This is a genomic window from Rhodococcus sp. NKCM2511 (assembly GCF_014905595.1).
GTDB lineage: Bacteria > Actinomycetota > Actinomycetes > Mycobacteriales > Mycobacteriaceae > Rhodococcoides > Rhodococcoides fascians.
The window spans coordinates 58,847-79,144 of record NZ_BNHJ02000006.1 but is presented as its reverse complement, the minus strand read 5'-3'; the positions used below and the strand labels follow the sequence as shown (position 1 = coordinate 79,144).

21 protein-coding genes are annotated in these 20,298 nt (G+C 64.5%); 2 read left to right on the top strand and 19 right to left on the bottom strand.

Features of this window, described 5'->3' with window-relative positions; genetic code table 11:
* Positions 1-207 precede the first annotated feature (207 nt).
* The gene (locus tag JLZ96_RS24850; protein ID WP_032368770.1) at positions 208-891 is read right to left on the bottom strand and encodes a pyridoxamine 5'-phosphate oxidase family protein; all 684 of its coding nucleotides are present in this window, start codon (positions 889-891) and stop codon (positions 208-210) included.
* 92 nt (positions 892-983) lie between these two features.
* On the opposite strand from JLZ96_RS24850, the gene JLZ96_RS24845 reads away from it, so the two are divergent.
* Positions 984-2,387 (top strand): PLP-dependent aminotransferase family protein, encoded by a 1,404-nt coding sequence (locus JLZ96_RS24845; RefSeq protein WP_236254239.1) that lies wholly within the window; start codon positions 984-986, stop codon positions 2,385-2,387.
* On the opposite strand, the gene murA is transcribed toward JLZ96_RS24845, so the two are convergent.
* Positions 2,380-3,633 (bottom strand): UDP-N-acetylglucosamine 1-carboxyvinyltransferase, encoded by a 1,254-nt coding sequence (gene murA, locus JLZ96_RS24840; RefSeq protein WP_027497895.1) that lies wholly within the window; start codon positions 3,631-3,633, stop codon positions 2,380-2,382. The genes JLZ96_RS24845 and murA overlap by 8 nt on opposite strands.
* A gap of 53 nt (positions 3,634-3,686) precedes the next feature.
* Here murA and JLZ96_RS24835 point away from each other — a divergent pair, with 53 nt between their 5' ends.
* A complete protein-coding gene (locus JLZ96_RS24835) occupies positions 3,687-4,280 on the top strand; it encodes a cob(I)yrinic acid a,c-diamide adenosyltransferase (RefSeq protein WP_201011550.1) in 594 nt (197 codons plus the stop codon).
* Positions 4,281-4,299: 19 nt separating this feature from the next.
* Here JLZ96_RS24835 and JLZ96_RS24830 read toward each other — a convergent pair whose 3' ends face one another.
* From JLZ96_RS24830 to rho, 17 genes are all read right to left on the bottom strand, one after another.
* A complete protein-coding gene (locus tag JLZ96_RS24830) occupies positions 4,300-4,737 on the bottom strand; it encodes a DUF2550 domain-containing protein (protein ID WP_027497897.1) in 438 nt (145 codons plus the stop codon).
* Between the two features lie 29 nt (positions 4,738-4,766).
* Entirely contained in the window at positions 4,767-5,126 is a 360-nt protein-coding gene (locus JLZ96_RS24825; RefSeq protein ID WP_027497898.1) for a F0F1 ATP synthase subunit epsilon, read from the bottom strand.
* Positions 5,127-5,156: 30 nt separating this feature from the next.
* Positions 5,157-6,605, bottom strand: coding sequence for a F0F1 ATP synthase subunit beta (atpD, locus tag JLZ96_RS24820; RefSeq protein ID WP_027497899.1), 1,449 nt, complete (start codon positions 6,603-6,605; stop codon positions 5,157-5,159).
* A gap of 3 nt (positions 6,606-6,608) precedes the next feature.
* Positions 6,609-7,580, bottom strand: coding sequence for a F0F1 ATP synthase subunit gamma (locus JLZ96_RS24815; RefSeq protein ID WP_032383690.1), 972 nt, complete (start codon positions 7,578-7,580; stop codon positions 6,609-6,611).
* A 52-nt stretch (positions 7,581-7,632) separates the two neighbouring features.
* Positions 7,633-9,276: a F0F1 ATP synthase subunit alpha gene (atpA, locus tag JLZ96_RS24810; protein WP_032365581.1), complete on the bottom strand. Its 1,644-nt coding sequence runs from the start codon at positions 9,274-9,276 to the stop codon at positions 7,633-7,635.
* 88 nt (positions 9,277-9,364) lie between these two features.
* Positions 9,365-10,192, bottom strand: coding sequence for a F0F1 ATP synthase subunit delta (locus tag JLZ96_RS24805; RefSeq protein ID WP_027497902.1), 828 nt, complete (start codon positions 10,190-10,192; stop codon positions 9,365-9,367).
* 8 nt (positions 10,193-10,200) lie between these two features.
* Complete coding sequence (locus JLZ96_RS24800) at positions 10,201-10,770, bottom strand: F0F1 ATP synthase subunit B (RefSeq protein ID WP_027497903.1); 570 nt, start codon at positions 10,768-10,770, stop codon at positions 10,201-10,203.
* Positions 10,771-10,777: 7 nt separating this feature from the next.
* Positions 10,778-11,017: an ATP synthase F0 subunit C gene (locus JLZ96_RS24795; RefSeq protein ID WP_027497904.1), complete on the bottom strand. Its 240-nt coding sequence runs from the start codon at positions 11,015-11,017 to the stop codon at positions 10,778-10,780.
* Between the two features lie 78 nt (positions 11,018-11,095).
* Positions 11,096-11,821 (bottom strand): F0F1 ATP synthase subunit A, encoded by a 726-nt coding sequence (atpB, locus tag JLZ96_RS24790; protein ID WP_027497905.1) that lies wholly within the window; start codon positions 11,819-11,821, stop codon positions 11,096-11,098.
* Between the two features lie 441 nt (positions 11,822-12,262).
* Complete coding sequence (locus JLZ96_RS24785) at positions 12,263-12,694, bottom strand: hypothetical protein (protein WP_045840958.1); 432 nt, start codon at positions 12,692-12,694, stop codon at positions 12,263-12,265.
* A 94-nt stretch (positions 12,695-12,788) separates the two neighbouring features.
* Positions 12,789-13,997 (bottom strand): glycosyltransferase family 4 protein, encoded by a 1,209-nt coding sequence (locus JLZ96_RS24780; RefSeq protein ID WP_027497907.1) that lies wholly within the window; start codon positions 13,995-13,997, stop codon positions 12,789-12,791.
* Positions 13,998-14,015: 18 nt separating this feature from the next.
* A complete protein-coding gene (locus JLZ96_RS24775; RefSeq protein WP_027497908.1) occupies positions 14,016-14,678 on the bottom strand; it encodes an L-threonylcarbamoyladenylate synthase in 663 nt (220 codons plus the stop codon).
* 66 nt (positions 14,679-14,744) lie between these two features.
* Entirely contained in the window at positions 14,745-15,629 is an 885-nt protein-coding gene (gene prmC / locus JLZ96_RS24770; RefSeq protein ID WP_167327447.1) for a peptide chain release factor N(5)-glutamine methyltransferase, read from the bottom strand.
* Between the two features lie 34 nt (positions 15,630-15,663).
* Positions 15,664-16,458, bottom strand: a complete 795-nt coding sequence (locus tag JLZ96_RS24765) for an SHOCT domain-containing protein (protein ID WP_167327448.1) — start codon at positions 16,456-16,458, stop codon at positions 15,664-15,666.
* A gap of 104 nt (positions 16,459-16,562) precedes the next feature.
* Complete coding sequence (gene prfA, locus JLZ96_RS24760; RefSeq protein ID WP_027497911.1) at positions 16,563-17,639, bottom strand: peptide chain release factor 1; 1,077 nt, start codon at positions 17,637-17,639, stop codon at positions 16,563-16,565.
* 96 nt (positions 17,640-17,735) lie between these two features.
* Positions 17,736-17,969: a 50S ribosomal protein L31 gene (gene rpmE, locus JLZ96_RS24755; protein ID WP_008715081.1), complete on the bottom strand. Its 234-nt coding sequence runs from the start codon at positions 17,967-17,969 to the stop codon at positions 17,736-17,738.
* A gap of 200 nt (positions 17,970-18,169) precedes the next feature.
* A complete protein-coding gene (rho, locus tag JLZ96_RS24750) occupies positions 18,170-20,269 on the bottom strand; it encodes a transcription termination factor Rho (protein WP_032374009.1) in 2,100 nt (699 codons plus the stop codon).
* Positions 20,270-20,298: the final 29 nt, after the last annotated feature.

Below are 20,298 nucleotides of genomic sequence, written 5' to 3'. Positions count from 1 at the left end.
TCCGTGAAGACCGGGTCGGTGTCCGTCGCTCTGACTCGACAAAAGTTACGCCACCAACCCCACACACGCAAATCGGCAGGTGAATCGAGTTACCACCGGCATCTGCCCAGGTCGGAGAAGCCGCGCGCATGAGTGCCTCGCATTCGGCCGACATATCCCCGCGTGTGACGCCAGCCATATCTTGCGAACAGTCGACAGAAACGGGTTTCACGAGCGGGACAACGCCAGAACGTGGTCGGGCACATCGAGGTTCGGTTCCACATCTTCCCCACGCTCTGCAGCGCCGACGTATTCACCGACCGGAATCACACCCGCCCACACTTCACCTGCTGCAATGTCGGCCTCGTCGTCGATCGGTCCGCCGGTCCGCGCTTTCACCGATGCTTCGTACAGCGGAAGCGCCAACACGCTCGTCGCCGCAAGCTCTTTCCTCGTATGCGCCCGCAGATATGTGCTTCTACCCGGAACGACCTGATCGACTATGGCGTCCAATGCCCGTGCCCGTTCGTCCTCGTCCTCCACTCGACGCGGCCGTCCCACGATGACGGCGCTTCGGTAGTTCATCGAGTGATGGAACGCGGACCGGGCCAGGACCAACCCGTCGACGACCGTGACCGTGACGCAGATGTCCTGATCAAGTGCCTCCACCAGGCTTCGAGAGGCGACCGAACCATGGAGGTACAGGGTTCCCGCCCTGTCCGGCCCCTCCGGATCCAGGCCGAACACGGTCGGGAGCACACGTGGCACGTTCCCCACCAGCACCCCCATATGACAGAGGCGAGCCGATCGGAGCACGTCGAGCAATGCCGTCCGCTCCGACTGCGCACGCTGCCGACCTCGGACCACGGTGGTTCTGGATGTTGGGGACAGAAGTGTTTCGTCGGCCGTCATGCCACCAGAGTGCCGCCCCGTTGGCTCACTGTCATGGTCCAATAGGGAGCAATAATGCTAGGCCACTTTCTGCCATGGACAGGTGACGCACGATGACCTTGCCGCCGAATGCCCTGTCGATCGCGATCGATCGAGCCGACCGCCGCACGTTGCCCGTTCAGGTAGCCGACGGTATCCGGGCGGCAATCGATCGCGGCGAGCTCGAGCCGGGCGTCCGATTGCCAAGTACCAGAGCACTTTCCGTCGAAATGGGTCTGGCTCGTGCGGTGGTGGAGAAGGCGTACGAGCAGCTCGTCGCCGAAGGATGGCTCGAGGCACGTCGTGGATCCGGCAACTACGTCCGAGATGTTCCGCATGCCGTTCGGTCGGACCACAGGCTGCACCGAGCACAGGAAGGCCCACCCACTACTCAGCGCATTTCGCTGCGCCCCGGAATACCGTGGACTCCGCCTCGCGCATCCGATGCGTGGAAGCGGGCATGGCGAGACGTCGGTGGCTCTCCCCCGCCGGGCGACTATCCCGATCCGGCCGGCTCACTCGACTTGCGCAAGCGCATTGCAGACTTGCTCGGCCGTGCACGCGGGCTGCACACCACCGCGGATTCGATCGTCGTCACCACGGGCAGTATTCACGGTCTGGACCTGGCACTGGGTGCCCTCTCCGCAAACGTCGGCGTCGAACATGTTCTCGCACTGGAGAATCCGGGATACCGGGCTGCTGCTGCCCTCGCTACACACCGCGGGTGGTCCGTTCACGACATCCCCGTCGACCGCGAGGGCCTCGTCGTCGACGAGCTCGAATCGGTTCCTCACGGCACCCCGGCCGTTTACGTCACCCCCTCACACCAGTACCCCACTGGCGGACTCATGCCCGTCGGTCGTCGGCGCGCCCTGGCGGACTGGGCACGAAGTACCGGAACCACCATCATCGAGGACGACTACGATTCCGAATTCCGTTACGGCATAGCAACTTTGACCACCGTCACCGAGCTCGTTCCGAACCGTGCCGTCTACCTGGGAACGGTATCGAAGACGCTGGGTGCCGGCGTACGCCTCGGATGGATGGTCGCTCCCCCGTCGATGGTCGAGCGCATCACCGACACACGTCGCGCCATCGGCGACTTCCCGTCGGTTCCCGTCCAGCAGGCCATGACCTCGCTGTTGCGGGACGGCGAATGGGACCGGTCCGTACGCACGGCACGTCGGATCTATCGGGCACGTGACCGCGTCGTCGCCGCTGCGCTGGCACCATTCGGCGAACTTCGGGGCGTCGGTGCCGGGCTGCACACGGTGCTCGTACTCGACGCAGACGTTGCACGCGATATTGCAGCCGACTGCGCGGACAACGGAGTCGATCTGCCGACGCTCGCACATTCGACGCGATCGCCGACCACCGATGGTGGCATCGTCATCGGCTACGGGTCGGTGGCGGACGATCGATTCGAGCGCGCGCTCCGGGTGCTGGTCGACGCTCTCGAGAAGAGGTCGGTCAGCTGACCCGCTCGATGCTCCCGCCGAGAGCGGTCAGGTTTTCCACGAATCGCGGATAGCCCCTGTCGATGTGGAACACGTCGTGCACTTCGGTCGTACCGTCCGCCACCAGCCCGGCCAGGACCAGCCCGGCCCCAGCTCGAATGTCCGAAGACCACACCGGCGCGCTGGAGAGTTGGGGAACACCGCGAACCACAGCATGGTGGCCATCGGTACGCGCATCAGCCCCCAGTCGGATCATCTCCTCGACGAACCGGAAGCGTGCCTCGAACACGTTCTCGGTGATCATCGACGTCCCGTCGGCGACGGTCGCGAGCCCGATAGCCATCGGTTGCAGATCCGTGGGAAACCCGGGGTACGGCAACGTCGCAAAGTTCACTGCTCGCGGCCGTTCGTGCTGAACGACGCGGAAGCCGTCCGGTTCGCTTGTCACCTCGGCACCCGCAGACCGCAGCTTGTCCAGTACGAGCGAGAGATGTTTCGGGTTGACCCCACGCACTCGAACGTCCCCGCGCGTCATTGCGGCCGCGATTCCCCACGTAGCAGCGACAATTCGGTCGCCGATGACGCGATGAGTCGTCGGCTTCAACGCGCTGACACCCCGGATGGTGAGGGTCGAGGTGCCTGCGCCCCGGACATCGGCACCCATCTCGTTGAGCATGTTGCACACGTCGACGATGTCCGGTTCGCGTGCCGCGTTGTCGATCACGGTCTCACCGGTAGCGAGCACAGCCGCCATCAGGATGTTCTCCGTCGCTCCCACAGAGGGGAAAGCCAACCTGATGTTCGCGCCGCGCAACTCGTCGGCTTCCGCAACGACGCATCCGTGTTGAATTTCGCTGCGCGCCCCCAGCAACTGCAGTCCGGACTGGTGCATATCCAGCGGACGCGACCCGATGGCGTCTCCACCCGGCAATGCCACCACCGCTCGCTTGCACCGCGCGACGAGAGGGCCGAGGACGCAGACCGACGCTCGGAACTGGCGAACCGCCGCGAAATCGGCGTGGTATTTCGGCATCGCCGGGGTCGTGATGTGGACGACCGAGCCGTCGAGCTCCACCTCGCACCCGAGTCCGCGCAGCACCTCCGCCATCAGCGGAACATCCAGGATGTCGGGGCAGTTGGTGATCGTGCTGGTTCCCTCGGCGAGCAGGGCCGCGGCCATCAGCTTGAGGACGCTGTTCTTCGCACCACCGACCGCCACCTCACCCACGAGGCGATTACCACCGTTGACCAAAAAGCGTTCACTCACTTCGACAGCGTAGCCAGCGGTACCGACCGGCACCCGCGCGGTACCGTAGCCGCATGGCCGTTCACCTCACACGCATCTACACCCGGACCGGCGACGACGGGACCACGGGATTGAGCGATTTCTCGAGGGTCTCCAAGAACGACGAGCGGCTGATCGCCTATGCAGATTGCGACGAGACCAACGCGAGCCTCGGAGTCGCACTGGCACTGGGAAATCCGAGTGAATCCGTGCGGACCGTCATCCGGACCGTTCAGAGCGATCTGTTCGACGCCGGTGCCGATCTGTCGACGCCTGTAGTCGACAATCCGGAACACCCACCGCTGAGGATCGATCAGAGTTATGTCGACCGCCTCGAAGCCTGGTGCGACGAATACAACGACGAGCTACCGGCGTTGACGTCGTTCATCCTGCCCGGCGGAACACCTCTGGGAGCGCTGCTGCATGTCGCGCGCACCGTGGCTCGGCGCGCGGAGCGGTCGGCCTGGGCAGCGGTTCACGCCTCCCCGGAAACCACGAGCGATCTACCGGCCAAGTACCTCAACAGGCTCTCGGACCTGCTGTTCATCCTGAGCAGGTACGCAAACCCGGAGGGCGACGTGCAGTGGGTACCCGGAGCGAGCCGCTCGACAGGTACCGATACCGACTGATTTCCGGCAAGCGACTCGTTCAGGCCGCCGGCCGACGGCGGCGCGAGCGCCCCGACGGGCGTGACTCCACCCAGGACAGGAAAGCGGTCAACGCACTTCTGTCCAGTGCCATTTCGTACTTCTTGCCGTTGTCCGACAACTCCAGCACGGCGATGTCCGGAGTCATGATGTCGAACTCGGTGTCGCGTGGGGCCCGTCGGTCCCCCACCTGAACGTCCTGTCTACCGAGCCGATGATCGGGCCCGGGCCGCAGACTGGACAGCTTGAAGAACACCAACGTGTTGTCGCCGTACCGAATGATGCCGTGCCGCCAACCGGCACCACCCTCGGACGGCAGCACACGCATGATCGCTGCCGTACCACCGCGCCGCAGCACGGCAAGACGATACGCAAAAGCCGCGACGAGCCCTGCGAGCAGCACAACCAGAATGATCAGAGCAATCAATCCGGAGTGCATCGCAGGTCTCGTCGCGGCTTCTCGTGAACCTAGGACCGCTCGACAGCGCGGATACGTCCCTTGGCCACCGCAATGGCCTCGAGGTCGTCGCCGTTCTCTGCCACTACAGCCCGTGCCGATTCGACATCGATGTCGTCGGCGAAATCGGCGGACTCCGCCAGCACTGTGACGGTCTTACCCGTCACCGACAGGAAGCCACCGTGCACCGCAGCGATGATCTTCTCGCCGTCGGTCGTCGTGATCGACACCGTGCCCGCCTCGACCAGCTGGCCGAGGACAGGCTCGTGGCCGGCCATGATGCCGATCTCACCTTCGGTGGTCTGAGCACTGACGATGGTCGCAGTACCGGACCACAGCTTCTGCTCCACAGCGACCAGGGAGACCTCCATGCCGCTCTTCTCGGAAGAAGTCACGTCGGTCTACTTTCCGGCCATCTTCTTCGCGGCTGCCTCGACGTCGTCGAGACCACCACAGCTGTTGAAGGCCTGCTCGGGAAGGTGGTCGTACTCACCCTTGGTGACCTTGTCGAACGCCTCGATGGTGTCCGAGAGGGACACGACCGAACCGGCCTCGCCGGTGAACTTCTCGGCAACGATGAAGTTCTGGCCGAGGAACTTCTGGAGACGGCGTGCGCGGCCGACCAGAACCTTGTCCTCTTCCTGAAGCTCGTCCATACCGAGGATGGCGATGATGTCCTGCAGCTCCTTGTACTTCTGCAGGATGCGCTTGACCTCGTTGGCGACGCGGAAGTGCTCGGCACCGACGATGCCGGGCTCGAGGATGCGCGAGGTCGAGCTCAGCGGGTCCACAGCGGGGTAGATACCCATCTGCGAAATCGGACGCGACAGCTCGGTCGTCGCATCGAGGTGCGCGAACGTCGTGGCCGGAGCCGGGTCGGTGTAGTCGTCGGCGGGGACGTAGATCGCCTGCAGCGAGGTGATCGAGCGGCCACGGGTCGAGGTGATGCGCTCCTGGAGCTCACCCATCTCGTCCGCCAGCGTGGGCTGGTAACCGACGGCAGACGGCATACGACCGAGAAGGGTCGACACCTCCGAACCTGCCTGCGTGAAGCGGAAGATGTTGTCGATGAACAGCAGCACGTCCTGGCCCTGCACATCGCGGAAGTACTCCGCCATGGTCAGTGCCGACAACGCCACGCGCATACGCGTGCCGGGCGGCTCGTCCATCTGTCCGAAGACGAGGGCGGTGTCCTGGAGGACGCCCATCTCTTCCATCTCGAGGTGAAGGTCGGTGCCCTCACGAGTACGCTCGCCGACTCCTGCGAACACCGAGGTGCCCGAGAACTCGCGTGCGATACGGGTGATCATTTCCTGGATCAGCACGGTCTTGCCGACACCGGCACCACCGAACAGACCGATCTTTCCGCCCTTGACGTACGGCGTCAGCAGGTCGATGACCTTGATGCCGGTCTCGAGGATCTCGGTCTTGCCCTCGAGCTGATCGAAGGCTGGTGGCTTGCGGTGGATGCCCCACTGCTCGCCGTCGCGGCCGAGTCCGGGGGTGTCCAGGCAGTCACCGAGGGCGTTGAACACGTGGCCCTTGACGACGTCACCGACGGGAACCGAGATCGGCTTGCCGGAGTCGACGACAGCCGTGCCACGGACGAGGCCGTCGGTGGGCTGCATCGAGATGGTGCGAACCAAGTTGTCACCGAGGTGCTGTGCAACCTCGAGCGTCAGGGTCTTGGCCACGGTCGGCAGAGTGATCTCTGCGTTCAGGGCGTTGAACAGTGCGGGAATCGAGCCGCGCGGGAACTCGACGTCCACAACGGGGCCGATGACCCGAACGACACGGCCGGACTGTGTGTCCGCTCCGCTCGCGTTCTCTTGGGCTACTGCTGCGGTCATTGCTTAGTCACTTCCTGCGCTGTCGGCCAACGCGTTGGCGCCACCGACGATTTCGCTGATTTCCTGGGTGATCTGGGCCTGCCGAGCCTGGTTGGCCTGACGGCTCAAGGTCTCGACCAATTCGTTCGCGTTGTCCGTCGCTGCCTTCATGGCGGTACGACGCGCCGCGGACTCCGACGCTGCCGCATCGAGCAACGACGCGTAGATCCTGGTGCTGATGTACTTGGGCAGCAGCGCCGAGAGCAGAGTGCCTGCCTCCGGCTCGAACTCGTACTGTGCCTGCACATCCGCGGTCGGTGAGTCGGTCAACGCGTCCGCACCCATCTCGAATTCCTCGTCGGTGTACGAGATTTCGAGTGGTGCCATCCGGCGAACTTCGGGCTTCTGCGTGAGCATCGACACGAAGCGGGTGTAGACGATGTGCAACTCGTCCACGCCCTCGACGGTGCCTTCACCGTTGGGAGCCTCCACCTCGGTGCCCGAACCCGCCATGAACAGCTCGACCAGATGCTTACTGGCCTTCGCTGCATCGGCGTATCCGGGTTCCTGCGAGAAGCCCGTCCAGGCACCCTTCACGTCCCGCTCACGGAACGTGTAGTAGCCCAGGCCTTTTGCGCCGAGCACGTAGATGACCGGGTCCTTGCCCTCGGAGCGCAGGAGCTGGAAGAGCTCCTCCGTTTCCTTGAGGACGTTGGAGTTGTAGCCACCGCACATACCGCGGTCACTGGTCACGACCAGGACTGCAGCACGCTTGGGCTCGGGTCGCTCGTTGAGCAACGGGTGATCGAGCGAGCTCGATGCACTCGCCAGTGCGGAGAGCACCTTCGTGATCTCTTCCGCGTACGGCTTCGATGCGGCAACGCGGGCCTGCGCCTTGGTGATTCGCGAAGTTGCGATCAACTCTTGCGCTTTGGTGATCTTCTTCGTCGAGTTGACCGACTTGATACGGGAGCGAAGCTCGAGAATGCTTGCCATCTAGCTGTTCACGCTCCCTTCTGTGCTCGTCATGTCACCTGTCATCGCCGGCCTACTTGCTGACTGTCTTGCGGGTGACGTTGACCTGCTCCTGGCTGACCTCGTCGGCGTTCAGAGTGTCTGCCTCGGCCTCGTTGACAACGCGGTTGCCGTCCGAGTCCACGAAGCCGGCCTTGAACTTCTCGGTCGCTTCGGTCAGTGCCTTCTGGTTGTCGTCGTCGAGAGCCTTGCCACCGGCAATGCTGTCGTAGACGCCGCTTGCGTTGCGGTGCAGATCTTCGAGCAGCTCGGTCTCGAAGCGGCGAACATCGCCGACCGGAACGGAGTCGTACGTGCCCTGGCCTGCGAGCCAGATCGAGACGATCTGGTCTTCGACGGCCACCGGTGCGTACTGATCCTGCTTGAGCAGCTCGACCAGTCGAGCGCCGCGCTCGAGCTGCGCCTTGGACGCTGCATCGAGGTCGGACGCGAACGCCGAGAAGGCTTCGAGCTCACGGAACTGAGCAAGCTCGAGACGAAGGGATCCGGAGACCTTCTTCATGCCCTTGGTCTGCGCAGCGCCGCCGACTCGGGAAACCGAGATACCGACGTTGATGGCGGGACGGACGCCCTTGTTGAAGAGGTCCGATTCCAGGAAGACCTGGCCGTCGGTGATGGAGATGACGTTGGTCGGGATGTACGCGGAGACGTCGTTGGCCTTGGTCTCGATGATCGGCAGTGCCGTCAACGACCCGCCACCGAGCTCGTCGGACAGCTTCGCCGAACGCTCCAGCAGGCGGGAGTGCAAGTAGAAGACGTCACCGGGGTATGCCTCGCGGCCCGGCGGGCGACGCAGCAGCAGCGAAATCGCGCGGTAGGCCTCGGCTTGCTTGGTCAGGTCGTCGAACACGATGAGGACGTGCTTGCCCTGGTACATCCAGTGCTGGCCGATGGCCGAGCCGGTGTACGGAGCGAGCCACTTGAAGCCGGCCGAGTCGGACGCGGGTGCGGCGACGATGGTGGTGTATTCGAGTGCGCCCTGCTCTTCGAGTGCAGCCTTGACGCCTGCGATCGTGGAGCCCTTCTGGCCGATGGCGACGTAGATGCAGCGAACCTGCTTCTTGTCGTCGCCGCTCTCCCAGTTGGCCTTCTGGTTCAGGATCGCGTCGATGCAGACCGCAGTCTTGCCGGTCTTGCGGTCGCCGATGATGAGCTGACGCTGGCCGCGGCCGATCGGGGTCATGGCGTCGATCGCCTTGATGCCGGTCTGCAGCGGCTCCTCGACGGGCTGGCGCTCGAGCACCGAGGCAGCCTGCAATTCGAGGGCGCGGGTCTCGGAGGACTCGATGTCGCCGAGGCCGTCGATGGGCTTGCCCAGCGGGTCCACGACGCGACCGAGGTAGCCGTCGCCCACGGGGACCGACAGCACGTCTCCGGTGCGCTTGACTTCCTGGCCTTCTTCGATGTGCTCGTAGTCACCGAGGATGACGGCACCGATTTCGGTGGCATCCAGGTTCAACGCGACACCGAGGACTCCGCCCGGGAACTCCAGGAGTTCGTTGGACATCGCCGACGGCAATCCGGACACGTGAGCGATTCCGTCGCTCGTGTCCGTAACCGTGCCGACCTCCTCGCGGGAAGACTCCGGTGAGTAGCTCGCGGTGAAGTTATCGATCGCGCTACGGATCTCGTCGGAGGAGATCGTCAGCTCCGCCATAGTGTTTCCTGCTCTTCCTTCGAATGATCGCGGTATGAAAAGCCTCGAATGCCGAGGCAATTCTTCTCGTTACTGTGTCCGTGTCGGACTATTTGAGCGTCTTTCGCAATGCAGCGAGGCGGCCTGCCCCGCTACCGTCGATGACCTCGTCGCCGATACGAACGACAAGTCCGCTGAGCAGTTCGGTATCGACCTCTACGTGCACCGTGACCTGCTTGCCGTACGTGCGGGTCAAGGTTGCGGTCAGCTTTTCGAGCTGACTGTCGCTCAGTGGGGCTGCGCTGCGTACGTGTGCAACTGCGCGGTCGCGCTGTTCGGCGGCCAGATCTGCCAGTCCGTTCAGAACGTCGGCGGGTGCCGCCTTCCGTGGACGCGTGACGGCCTGCACCGCGAGCGCCTCGGTGACCGCGGTGACCTTGCCGTAGAGCAGACGACCCAGCAGTTCGCGCTTGGCCTGTGCCGGCTTGGAGCGATCCGACAATGCCTGCTCGAGCTGCGGGTTGGCAGCCACGATGCGGCCGAGCCGGAACAGCTCGTCCTCGACCGTGTCCAGCTGGTCCTGATCGGCAGCAGCGCGGAGCAGAGCTTCGCGTCCCAACTCGACCAGCGAGTTCAGCAGGTCACGGGCGGTGGACCAGCTTTCGCCTGCCGCAGCCTTGACGATGGTCGCCGTTGCGCTCGACACCTGGCCGGAGAAGACCTCTCCGGCCAGAGCGCTTCGTCGATCGCCCTCGACCGAGGAGTCGGCGAGAGCGGTACGCAACGTGCGCTGCGCGTCGAGAGTCTCGACGACGGCGAACAACTCGGCACCGGTCTGAGCGGCGACGGCCGTTGCCTCGCCGCCCGACGCGGACCCCAGAGCTTCGTGGGCGACCGACCGTGTGCGGGCGAGCGCCTCACGAGAAGTTGCGTACATGGTTCGACTCACTTTCCTGATGCGGAGTCCGCGGTGACGGAATCCAGCTCGTTGAGGAAGCGATCGATCGAACTGGAACGCTTCGCGTCATCGGAGAGCTGCTCTCCGATGACCTTCTCGGCGAGTTCGACGGCCGTACGTCCTAGGTCGCCACGAAGTTCGGTGACGATCTGCTGACGCTGAGCAACGAGCTGACTGTGGCCTGCGGCCACGATCCGATCGCTCTCTTCCTGCGCCTTTTCCTTCATCTCGGCGAGAATCGCCTGTCCCTGGGTGCGCGCTTCCTCGCGGATCTGCGCAGCCTCGGAACGGGCGTCGGCGAGCTGAGCGTGGTACTGCTCGAGAGCAGCCTTCGCCTCTGCCTGTGCCTGCTCGGCCTTCTTGATTCCGCCTTCGATGAGCTCGGAACGCTCGGAGAGGACCGTCTGGAAACGCGGTACGACGTACTTCCAGAACAGGAAGCCGATGATCACGACACAGACGATCGACCAAACGATGTCGTATGTTGCGGGCAGCAGCGGGTTCTGGGATTCCTCCCCCTCCGCCCCGGCTGCGAGCAGCGTTATCGCGTTTGTCATCGCGCTCTCAGAGAATGAAGCCGGCGACGAGGCCGATCAGGGCGAGGGACTCGGTGAATGCAATGCCGAGGAACATGGTCGTACGGAGCTGACCTGCCAGCTCGGGCTGGCGAGCGGTTGCTTCCATGTTCTTGGCGACGACGAGGCCGAGGCCGATGCCACCACCGATCGCTGCGAGGCCGTAGCCGATGGCGCCGTATCCGTTTGCGGTGATTTCCTGCGCCTGGGCCAGAACTTCAAGGCTCATTCGGTTTTCCGTTCCCTTTCTTCGGTCCACATCCGGGTGTCGGAGGTGGCGGTGTAGCTAGTTCGGTCTGTTGGTCGGTCAGTGCGAGTCGGCGTGCAGCGACAGATCGATGTAGATCGCCGTCAGCAGCGCGAAGATGTAAGCCTGCAGGAAGATCACGAGCATCTCGAACATCGTGAACAGGAAGCCCATGATGAGCGAGGGTGCGGCGAAAATCTTCAGGCCGGCAGAGGCCTCGAAGAGGAAGAACTGCGTGGCGCTGAAGAACAGCACGAGCATGATGTGACCGGCGAGCATGTTGGCCAGCAGACGCACCGTCAACGTGAACGGGCGAAGCACGAAGTTCGAGATGAACTCGAGCGGGATCAGCAGCACGTGCATGGCCTTCGGAATGCCCGGGATCACGATCGTGCCCTTGACGAACTTGGCTGCACCGAACTTCTTCACACCGGCGTAGACGAACGCGATGTACGCGACTGCGGCCAACACGATCGGCAGACCGATGCGGGCGTTGGCCGAGATGTTCAGGAACGGTATGACCGCGCTGAGATTCACCGCGAAGACCGTGAAGAAGATCGTCATGATGACGGGCAGGAAGCGGCGTCCCTGTTCCTTGCCGAGGACATCCTCGGCCACGTGGATCCGGACGAAGTCGAGAGCGATCTCGGCGACGTTCTGGATTCCGCGAGGAACGATCTTGGGGCTGCGCAGAGCGATCAGCATGAAGACGATCAGCAGAGCCGACATCAGGATGCGGATGAGCATCAGCCGGTCGAGCTCGAACGGGGTTCCCTCGAACAGCACCGCGGGAGGAAAGAAATCGGATAGTGACGGCGGATGGAACTCCGCAGCCAGAGTGGTGACGCTCAGCGGTCTCTCCCGTGTTCGGGCCGCAACCGAGTAACGGCTGCGGTTCGATCGGACAATGACGATCTATCAAGTCGACGAAAATCGGCTCGCAATCGTCAGAGGCTGAGGCCCGGTCTTCATCGGCCAAGCGTCTGTCGGGTGTCGGCGACTCACGTCGACTCGGCAACTCTCAAGGCGAAACCCTACGTTGCCGAAGTCTGTGACTCCGGGCCTACTGTAAGGAAGCTCACGCTGATGGTTACCTGCGGGGGTCCAGTCCGGGGAAAAAGTCTCTTTCGTCCCGGTCTTGCCCATCGCTTGATGCAAACTTTATCAACAGAACTACGACGTTGTGTAGGCGGCCCTCAGCTTAACCGATTACGACAGCTTGTCGTACTACGACTTGTCGGGGTTCCCGTCGGCAGGAACGCTGTCGACGTAGCCCACCTTCGTCTTGACGACACCGAACACCTCCGCGCCCAGGACCACCACCAGAGCCCCCAGAATGGTCAGCCCGAGCGAATACCGGTTGTAGAAGTCCGCATCCTTGAGTGCCACGAGCACGATCAGCGCGATGACCATCTTGACCAACCACCCACCGAGCAACAGCGCTCCGACCGCCGACGCGGGAAACCGCGTGGTCAGAGCCACCGACAGCGCGGTCGTGATGACGAACCCGCCCCCGATGGCTACTCCGATGATCGATCCCCACAATCCTGGAGTTCCCGCAGCAGCAACCGAAATCCCCACGCTCACCACCGTCAGTACCACCAGGCCGATGAGGCCGTAGCGGACCGCGGCACGAAGCGGTGCGAATTGGTCGGGCATGGGCTGCGGGGTGAAGGTCACAGTTGACGAGAGTACCCAGTGGCACCCGGTGGCCGGCACCAGCCGGGACACGACCGAAGAACCACCGACCCGATCAGCGGCGTCGGACACCCCGGCGTTCGGATCCGGGCGATCGATCCACCCGCAGAGTGGGCACAGCCGTGACGACGAGCGCGAACACCAGACCGGCAGCGACGAGCAGCACCACGATGCGCCGGTCGAGAAGCGAGGATCCGACCGCACCGAACGCGAGCACACCGACCCAGAGGTAGATCACCAGGACCACCCGTCGATGCGAGTGGCCGATCTGCAGGAGTCGGTGATGGAGATGCATCTTGTCGGGGCTGAACGGACTTCGCCCGGCCCGAGTGCGGCGAACGACGGCGAGCAACAGATCGAGTATCGGAATGAGCATCACGGCACCGACCAACAGGAGCGGCGACAACAGACCCAGCAGATCGCGTGGACCGTAGGCCGTCAACGGAATGCGCCCCGAGGCACTCGTCGAGATCGTGGCCAGCGTCAGCCCGATCAACATGGACCCCGAATCGCCCATGAAGATGCGCGCCGGTTGGAAATTGTGCGGCAGAAATCCCAGGCAGGCACCGGCCAGCGCCGCCGCGATCAAGGCAGGTGGGTAGACGCCGACGTCGCCCCCCTGTTCCTGCAGCAGGCCCACCGAAAAGATGCAGATCGCGACCGACGAAATGAGGCCGAGTCCGGCTGCGAGCCCGTCGAGGCCGTCGACGAAGTTCATCGCGTTGACGATGACGACGGTGATCAGAACGGTCACCAGCCCGGCCTGAAGTTGGTCGAGCACCAAGGTGCTGCCCGGCTGGCCGGGCTCGCCGCCCCAGGGCTGGTAGAGCACAACCCAGCTCACACCCATGATGACCAGGACGCCGGCCGCCGTCACCTGGCCGACGAACTTCGTCAGTGCGTCGAGACCCCAACGGTCGTCGATGACGCCGACCAGCACGATCACGAAGCCTGCAACCAGCGCAGCCGGAATGTCGCGGTTGTAGGCGACATCGAATCCGCGGGCCAACGCGGGCAGCTGCGAGGCGAACAGCAGCGCAGCGAGCATGCCGGCGTAGATGCCCACTCCCCCGAGTCGGGGGGTGGCCTGTACGTGGACGTCACGATCACGAGGAATGGCGACTGCGCCGAACTTGATCGCGGCCACTCGAACGCCACCGGTGGCGAAGAACGTGACGACAGCGGCCGTCAGGAAAACAAGCAGCAGCTCGCGGATCGGAACGCCTGCGCCCAGATTCGACTGGGCAAGCACCTCGACGCTCATGCGGAACGGACGGGCATGTCAGGACGCTCCCGGAACCAGGCTTTCGGCGGTGACACCGAGAACCTCGGCAATCTGCTCCGTGGGAATGGCACCGACCCGCAGGATTCGTGCGTGCTCACCGGTCAGGTCCACGATGGTGGAGGCCACCGCGTGGTCGGCCGGCCCCCCGTCGAGATAAACCGCCGCAGATCCACCGAGTTGTTCTCGCGCCTGCGTCACCGTGGTGGCGGGCGGACTTCCCGAAATATTTGCACTGGACACCGCCAGCGGACCTACTTCACGAAGGAGCTCGAGCGCGACCGGGTGCAGCGGCATCCGGAGCATGACGGTTCCCTGAGCATCACCCAGATCCCACGCCAGCGACGGTGCCTGCTGGACCACGATGCTCAATGCACCGGGCCAGAAGGCTCGAATCAGATCTCGGGTCCGCGGCCGGACGCTCTGCACCAGGCCGTCGATCGTGTTCCACGAACCGACGAGGACCGGGACCGGCATATCGCGTCCCCGCCCCTTGGCGCGCAGCAGGTCGGTGACCGCGCTGCCGTCGAACGCGTCGGCGGCGATCCCGTAGAGCGTGTCGGTGGGCATCACGACGAGTCGACCGGATTTGAGGGCACCGCGCGCTGCGGTCAATCCGGCAGCCCGCGCATCGGCTTCACGGCAGTCGTAGACGGTACTCACTCCGCCTATCCTTCCACCTTCGGTAACGAAGTGATGTCAGGTGCCGCCGGCTTGCCGCCTTGCCGCTCAGGCAGAGGGCGGCGTCGCCCGTGCCGCCACGACGAAGCGGGGTCGGCCGGCCAGGTCCGGATGCTCGGTGACCTGGGTGAAGACTCGTCGCCGAGACAACAGGGCAGCGACGCCCTCCCCGTTCGAGTCGTCGTGTTCGATGGCGACTCCGCCGCCGACACGCAGCCACCGCGCGATGTTGCCGATCATCGGCTCGATGACCGACAACCCGTCCTCGCCGCCGAAGAGCGCGATGTGCGGATCGTGGTCGAGTACTTCCGGATCGAGCTCCGCCCCGTCCGGAATGTACGGCGGGTTGGCGACGATCATGTCCACCGAGCCGTCGAGGTCGGTCAAGAGATCCCGAGAAGTGACGTCTCCGTGATGCAACGTGATCGGTGAATCCCCCTGCTCGGCACGCAGATCCGCGTTACGGCGGGCCCACGCGAGGGCCGATGGGTCGAGTTCGACGGCGTGCACGACGGCATCCGGGCGAGCGTTCGCGATGGCGAGCGCCAGCGCGCCCGACCCCGTGCACAGGTCGAGCACCACGGGCGGGTGATGGTCGACGTTCTCGAGAAACGCGAGCGCCCACGCCAACAGCAACTCGGTTTCGGGACGTGGAACGAACACCCCGGGACCCACCTCGACATCGATGTTTCCCAACGACGTCGTTCCCGTGATGTATTGCAGGGGAATACGTTTCGCGCGCTGCTCGACGGTTCGGAAGTACGCGTCGACGAGCTCGGGCTCCACCAACGGCACCAACCCCAGCCGACCGCGATCGACTCCGACGAGGTGCGCGGCGAGTAGCTCCGCATCCACCCGAGGGCTCGGCACACCGGCGGCCTCGAGCATCGACGTCGCTTCGAGGATGGCTAGGCGTAACGGCTTGCGGCTCACTTGTACAGACTGCCACGGCGGTCCGACACCGGACTCACAGCCGCCCCAGCAACTCCGACTTCTTTGCGAAGAACTCGTCGTCGGTCAGAAATCCCTTCGCATGCAGACCGGCGAGCGCCTCGATCGCAGCGGTGATGTCCGAGATGTCGACACCGGCGTGAGCAGGTGAACCCGACTGCGCAGACGCGAAATTCTGTGCGGCCGGCTGCGGCTGCTGCGACGAAGTCATGTTCTGCGGTGGCGCGTCGGCGGACCGTTGGTCGACGCGCGGCAGACTTGCCGCAGTGAACGTGCCGTACTGGCTGGTGAACTCCACCGAACCCGGACCCCCACCCTGCTGCTGTTGCACTCCGCCGATGGAGTGATCGAGGGTGTCGTACACCGCCAATTCCCCTCCCACGAGGACGGCGAGGCGACGAGATCCTGGAAACACCGCGTACTGCGATCCGTTCTGGCCACCGCTCGAACTCGGCGAACCCAGATCCGACGGCCACCACGATCCCCCGCCGAAGGAAGTGCCGCCGAACGATCCCGTACCGGCATCTCTCGGCGGATAGACCTGATGCTGCGCCAACACCGCGGACAGATCGCGGCACAAACCGTCGACCCGACTCTTGAGGCCGTGATCGAACATGTTGCCCACCATCGTCATACCGCCGCGCATCCACTGCCCACTGCCGCCGAGCTCGGGAATGTTGAACTGCGCCATGGTGCCGCGGCCGTTGTTGACGGCGTCGAGCATGGTGCGGACCGCGTCGGTGGACACCCCGTAGCGGGAAGCGAGCTCGGTGACTGCGTTCTCGCCTGCGGGGGTCAAGGCCTGGTTCATCTCGGGTGTGCCTTTCATGGCGCGGGCGGGTCGAATCCGATCGCCAGGGTATCTCGAGATTCGTTCGATCAGCAGCGCGAGAACCGAAAACGGTTGGCGCGCAGTTACTCTGCTTGCATACGTGCGTCGCGGTCGGCCTTGGCGAGCGCGTCGAGCAGTGCATCCATGTCGCCGTCGAGCAGCGCGTCGAGGTTGTGCGCTTTGAATCCGATGCGGTGATCGGTGATGCGGTTCTCGGGGTAGTTGTACGTCCTGATCCGCTCCGAGCGGTCGACGGTACGCACCTGACTGGCCCGGCCGGCCGAGGCCTCTTCGTTGGCCGCTTCCTCCGCGGCCGCCTGCAGACGCGCCGCGAGCACCTGCATCGCACGCGCCTTGTTCTGCAACTGCGATCGCTCGTTCTGACAGGTGACGACGATGCCGGTGGGCAAATGGGTGATGCGGACAGCGGAGTCGGTGGTGTTGACACCTTGACCACCCTTGCCGGACGAGCGGTAGACGTCGATGCGCAGATCGGTTTCGTCGATCTGCACTTCCTCGACCTCGTCGGGCTCCGGATACACCAGAATGCCGGCCGCGGAGGTATGCACGCGTCCCTGCGATTCGGTGACCGGCACCCGCTGCACGCGATGGACGCCACCCTCGAACTTCAGCCGCGCCCAGACGCCGTCGAGCGGATCCTTGGTCTTGATCGACAACGTCGCGTCCTTGTAGCCACCCAGGTCCGAGACGTTCGCGTCGAGAACCTCGACTCGCCAGCCGCGGCGTTCGGCGTAGCGCACGTACATCCGCGCCAGATCGGCCGCGAAGAGCGCCGATTCCTCGCCGCCCTCACCCGACTTGACCTCCATCACGATGTCGTCGCCGTCGTGCGGGTCGCGTGGTGCCAGCAGATCGGTCAGCGTCTGTTCCAGGTGCAGAACCGTTGCCTCGAGCTCGGGAATCTCTGCGGCGAACGACGAATCGTCGGCGGCGAGTTCACGTGCGGCTTCGAGGTCGTCCTGAGCGGCGGTCAACTTGGTGTGCGCTGACATGATCGGTGCCAGCTCGGCGAACCTCTTGCCTGCCCTGCGCGCTGCGGACGGGTCGTTGTGCAGGGCGGGGTCGGCCAGTTGCTGCTCGAGGCCGGAGTGTTCGGCGAGGATGTCGTCGATGGCCGAAGGCTTGTCTGTTCTCGCCATGGTGACGACTCACTCTCCGAACGGGTGAAACCGGGTGTGGACACAAAAAAGCCGACGCCCGCCCTGTAGTTCACAGGACGGGCGTCGGCGAAACAGCTAGCTGTCTGCGTCGGCCTTCTTGCCGGCGCGCTTGCCGTAGCGAGCCTCGAAGCGAGCGACGCGACCGCCGGTGTCGAGAATCTTCTGCTTGCCGGTGTAGAAGGGGTGGCACTGCGAGCAGACCTCGACGCTGATGCGCTCTTTGTCGGTGGTGCTTCGGGTCTCGAAAGTATTGCCGCAACCACAGACGACTGTCGTCAGTGTGTAGTCGGGGTGAATTCCTGCCTTCATGGTGTCCTTACCGTTCTTTGTAATGGTCGCCGGGTCGCCTTCGCTGATCGAAGACGTGAACCGGAACCGGACTCGGCCGTTGATTATGCCAGAGCGTGTATCTGCCCTGCTAATCGTCGGTACTTCTGTGCCGACAGATGCTTACAACGCGGGCACCTGCCCTCTTGTTCCCCGGACCCTCGGACCCGGGGAACAAGGGATCAATCGTTGATGCCGCCGGGAGCGGTCTTCGAAACTTCCATCAGGAATTCGAGGTTGTTCTTGCTCTTCTTGAGCCGGTCGACCAGCAGGTCGATGGCTTGGTGCGAGTCCAGACCGGACAACACGCGACGCAGCTTGTGCACCACCGCCGCCTCGTCCGGAGCGAGAAGAAGCTCGTCGTGACGGGTGCTGGACGGGTTGATGTCCACCGCGGGGAACACCCGACGCTCGGCGATCTTGCGATCGAGCTTGAGCTCGGCGTTACCGGTGCCCTTGAACTCCTCGAAGATCACGGTGTCGCCGGTGGATCCGGTCTCGACCATGGCCGTGGCGATGATCGTCAGCGAACCACCGTGCTCGATGTTTCGTGCCGCGCCGAGGAATCGCTTGGGCGGGTACAGCGCGGTCGAGTCGACACCACCGGAGAGGATGCGGCCCGAAGCAGGCGAGCTGTTGTTGTACGCGCGGCCCAGACGGGTGATCGAGTCGAGCAGGACAACCACGTCCTGGCCGGCCTCGACCAGACGCTTGGCACGCTCGATCGCCAGCTCGGCGACTGCCGTGTGGTCACCCGGCGGACGGTCGAACGTTGAGGCGATGACCTCGCCCTTGACCGAGCGCTGCATGTCGGTCACTTCCTCGGGACGCTCGTCGACGAGGATGACCATCAGGTAGCACTCGGGGTTGTTGATGGCGATCGCGTTTGCGATGGCCTGCAGAACGCTCGTCTTACCGGCCTTCGGGGGGCTGACGATCAACGCGCGCTGACCCTTACCGATGGGCATCACCAGGTCGATGATGCGCGTGGTCAGGATGTTCTGCTGGGTCTCGAGGCGCAGCCGCTGGTTGGGGTACAGCGGGGTGAGCTTGCCGAACTCCGGACGCTTGCGCGCGGCCTCGACCTCTCCCCCGTTGACGGTATCCAGACGCACCAGCGGGTTGAACTTCTGACGCTGACCCGACTGCTCACCTTCACGCGCCACCCGAACGGCACCGGTGACGGCGTCGCCGCGGCGAAGGCCGTTCTTGCGCACCAGGTTCATCGACACGTAGACGTCGTTCGGTCCGGCCAGGTAACCCGAGGTCCGAACGAACGCGTAGTTGTCGAGAACGTCGAGAATGCCGGCTACCGGCTGGAGAACATCGTCCTCGCGGATCTCGGTGTCGCGCTCGCGACCGCCGCCGCCCTCGTTGCCCTCGCCGCGGTCGCGTCCACGACGACGCTCGCGGAACCGTCGACCCCTGCGACCGCGGCCTTCGCCGTCGTCGTCCTGGTTGTTGTCACGGTTGTCGCGCGGGCCGTTGTTGCGGTCCTCGTTGCGATTGTCGTTCCGGTTGTCGTTCCGGCCGTCGCCTTGATTGCGATTGCGTCCGCCACGGTCGTTCTGATTGCGGTTGCCGTTCTCACGGTTGGAGTCGCGGTTCGAGTTGTCCCGGTCGCCCTGGTTGCGGCCCGCATTGTCGCGATTGCCGCCGTCCCGGTCCCCCTGGTTGCGGTCGCCCTGGTTGCGGTCGTTCTGGTTGCGGTCGTTCTGGTTGCGGTTGCCGTTGTCGGTGTCACGCGGTTCGCGCTCGGCACCGTCCTGGCGGTTGCGCTCGCCGCGGCTACGACGTGGGCGCTCCGCTGCGGCGTTCTCGCCGGAATCGTCCTGCTTGTCGGTGGTCTCCGCTGCAGCGGTCGACTCCGCGGTAGCGGGGGCCGATGCGGCCGTGTCGCCGCTGCCGTCCAGTGGCAACTGGTCGGGCGCACCTGCGCGGCGACCCGCGGCGCGGCGGCCCCGGGTGCGACGTCCGGCCTCGGGTGCTACGTCCGACGTGTCGGCAGCCGTCGCAGGCTCGGGAGCAGTGTCGATCGCGGGTCGTTCGTCGGCAACCGGTGCCGACGCAGCAGCGCGTCGAGCCTTGGGAGCGTCGACCTTCGGTGCATCGCTCTTCGGTGCATCGGACTTCGGCGCATCGGACTTCGGCGCAGCGGACTTGGCCGGCGCGGTGCCCGATTGACGCTCGGTGATGGCCGCGATCAGATCGCCCTTGCGCATGCCGGAGATGCTCTTGATGCCGAGTTCGCCAGCGAGGCTGCGTAGCTCGGTGAGAACCATTCCGGACAGGCCGGCGCGACGGCGTGACG

What these genes read in the sequence shown, in the direction of transcription:
- JLZ96_RS24850 (WP_032368770.1), bottom strand. Translation starts at nt 891, where the DNA reads ATGACGGCCGACGAAACACTTCTGTCCCCAACATCCAGAACCACCGTG.
- JLZ96_RS24845 (WP_236254239.1), top strand. Translation starts at nt 984, where the DNA reads ATGACCTTGCCGCCGAATGCCCTGTCGATCGCGATCGATCGAGCCGAC.
- JLZ96_RS24835 (WP_201011550.1), top strand. Translation starts at nt 3,687, where the DNA reads ATGGCCGTTCACCTCACACGCATCTACACCCGGACCGGCGACGACGGG.
- JLZ96_RS24830 (WP_027497897.1), bottom strand. Translation starts at nt 4,737, where the DNA reads ATGCACTCCGGATTGATTGCTCTGATCATTCTGGTTGTGCTGCTCGCA.
- JLZ96_RS24825 (WP_027497898.1), bottom strand. Translation starts at nt 5,126, where the DNA reads ATGGAGGTCTCCCTGGTCGCTGTGGAGCAGAAGCTGTGGTCCGGTACT.
- atpD (WP_027497899.1), bottom strand. Translation starts at nt 6,605, where the DNA reads ATGACCGCAGCAGTAGCCCAAGAGAACGCGAGCGGAGCGGACACACAG.
- JLZ96_RS24815 (WP_032383690.1), bottom strand. Translation starts at nt 7,580, where the DNA reads ATGGCAAGCATTCTCGAGCTTCGCTCCCGTATCAAGTCGGTCAACTCG.
- atpA (WP_032365581.1), bottom strand. Translation starts at nt 9,276, where the DNA reads ATGGCGGAGCTGACGATCTCCTCCGACGAGATCCGTAGCGCGATCGAT.
- JLZ96_RS24805 (WP_027497902.1), bottom strand. Translation starts at nt 10,192, where the DNA reads ATGTACGCAACTTCTCGTGAGGCGCTCGCCCGCACACGGTCGGTCGCC.
- JLZ96_RS24800 (WP_027497903.1), bottom strand. Translation starts at nt 10,770, where the DNA reads ATGACAAACGCGATAACGCTGCTCGCAGCCGGGGCGGAGGGGGAGGAA.
- JLZ96_RS24795 (WP_027497904.1), bottom strand. Translation starts at nt 11,017, where the DNA reads ATGAGCCTTGAAGTTCTGGCCCAGGCGCAGGAAATCACCGCAAACGGA.
- JLZ96_RS24785 (WP_045840958.1), bottom strand. Translation starts at nt 12,694, where the DNA reads ATGCCCGACCAATTCGCACCGCTTCGTGCCGCGGTCCGCTACGGCCTC.
- JLZ96_RS24780 (WP_027497907.1), bottom strand. Translation starts at nt 13,997, where the DNA reads ATGAGCGTCGAGGTGCTTGCCCAGTCGAATCTGGGCGCAGGCGTTCCG.
- JLZ96_RS24765 (WP_167327448.1), bottom strand. Translation starts at nt 16,458, where the DNA reads ATGAACCAGGCCTTGACCCCCGCAGGCGAGAACGCAGTCACCGAGCTC.
- prfA (WP_027497911.1), bottom strand. Translation starts at nt 17,639, where the DNA reads ATGGCGAGAACAGACAAGCCTTCGGCCATCGACGACATCCTCGCCGAA.
- rpmE (WP_008715081.1), bottom strand. Translation starts at nt 17,969, where the DNA reads ATGAAGGCAGGAATTCACCCCGACTACACACTGACGACAGTCGTCTGT.
- rho (WP_032374009.1), bottom strand. Translation starts at nt 20,269, where the DNA reads ATGGTTCTCACCGAGCTACGCAGCCTCGCTGGCGAACTCGGCATCAAG.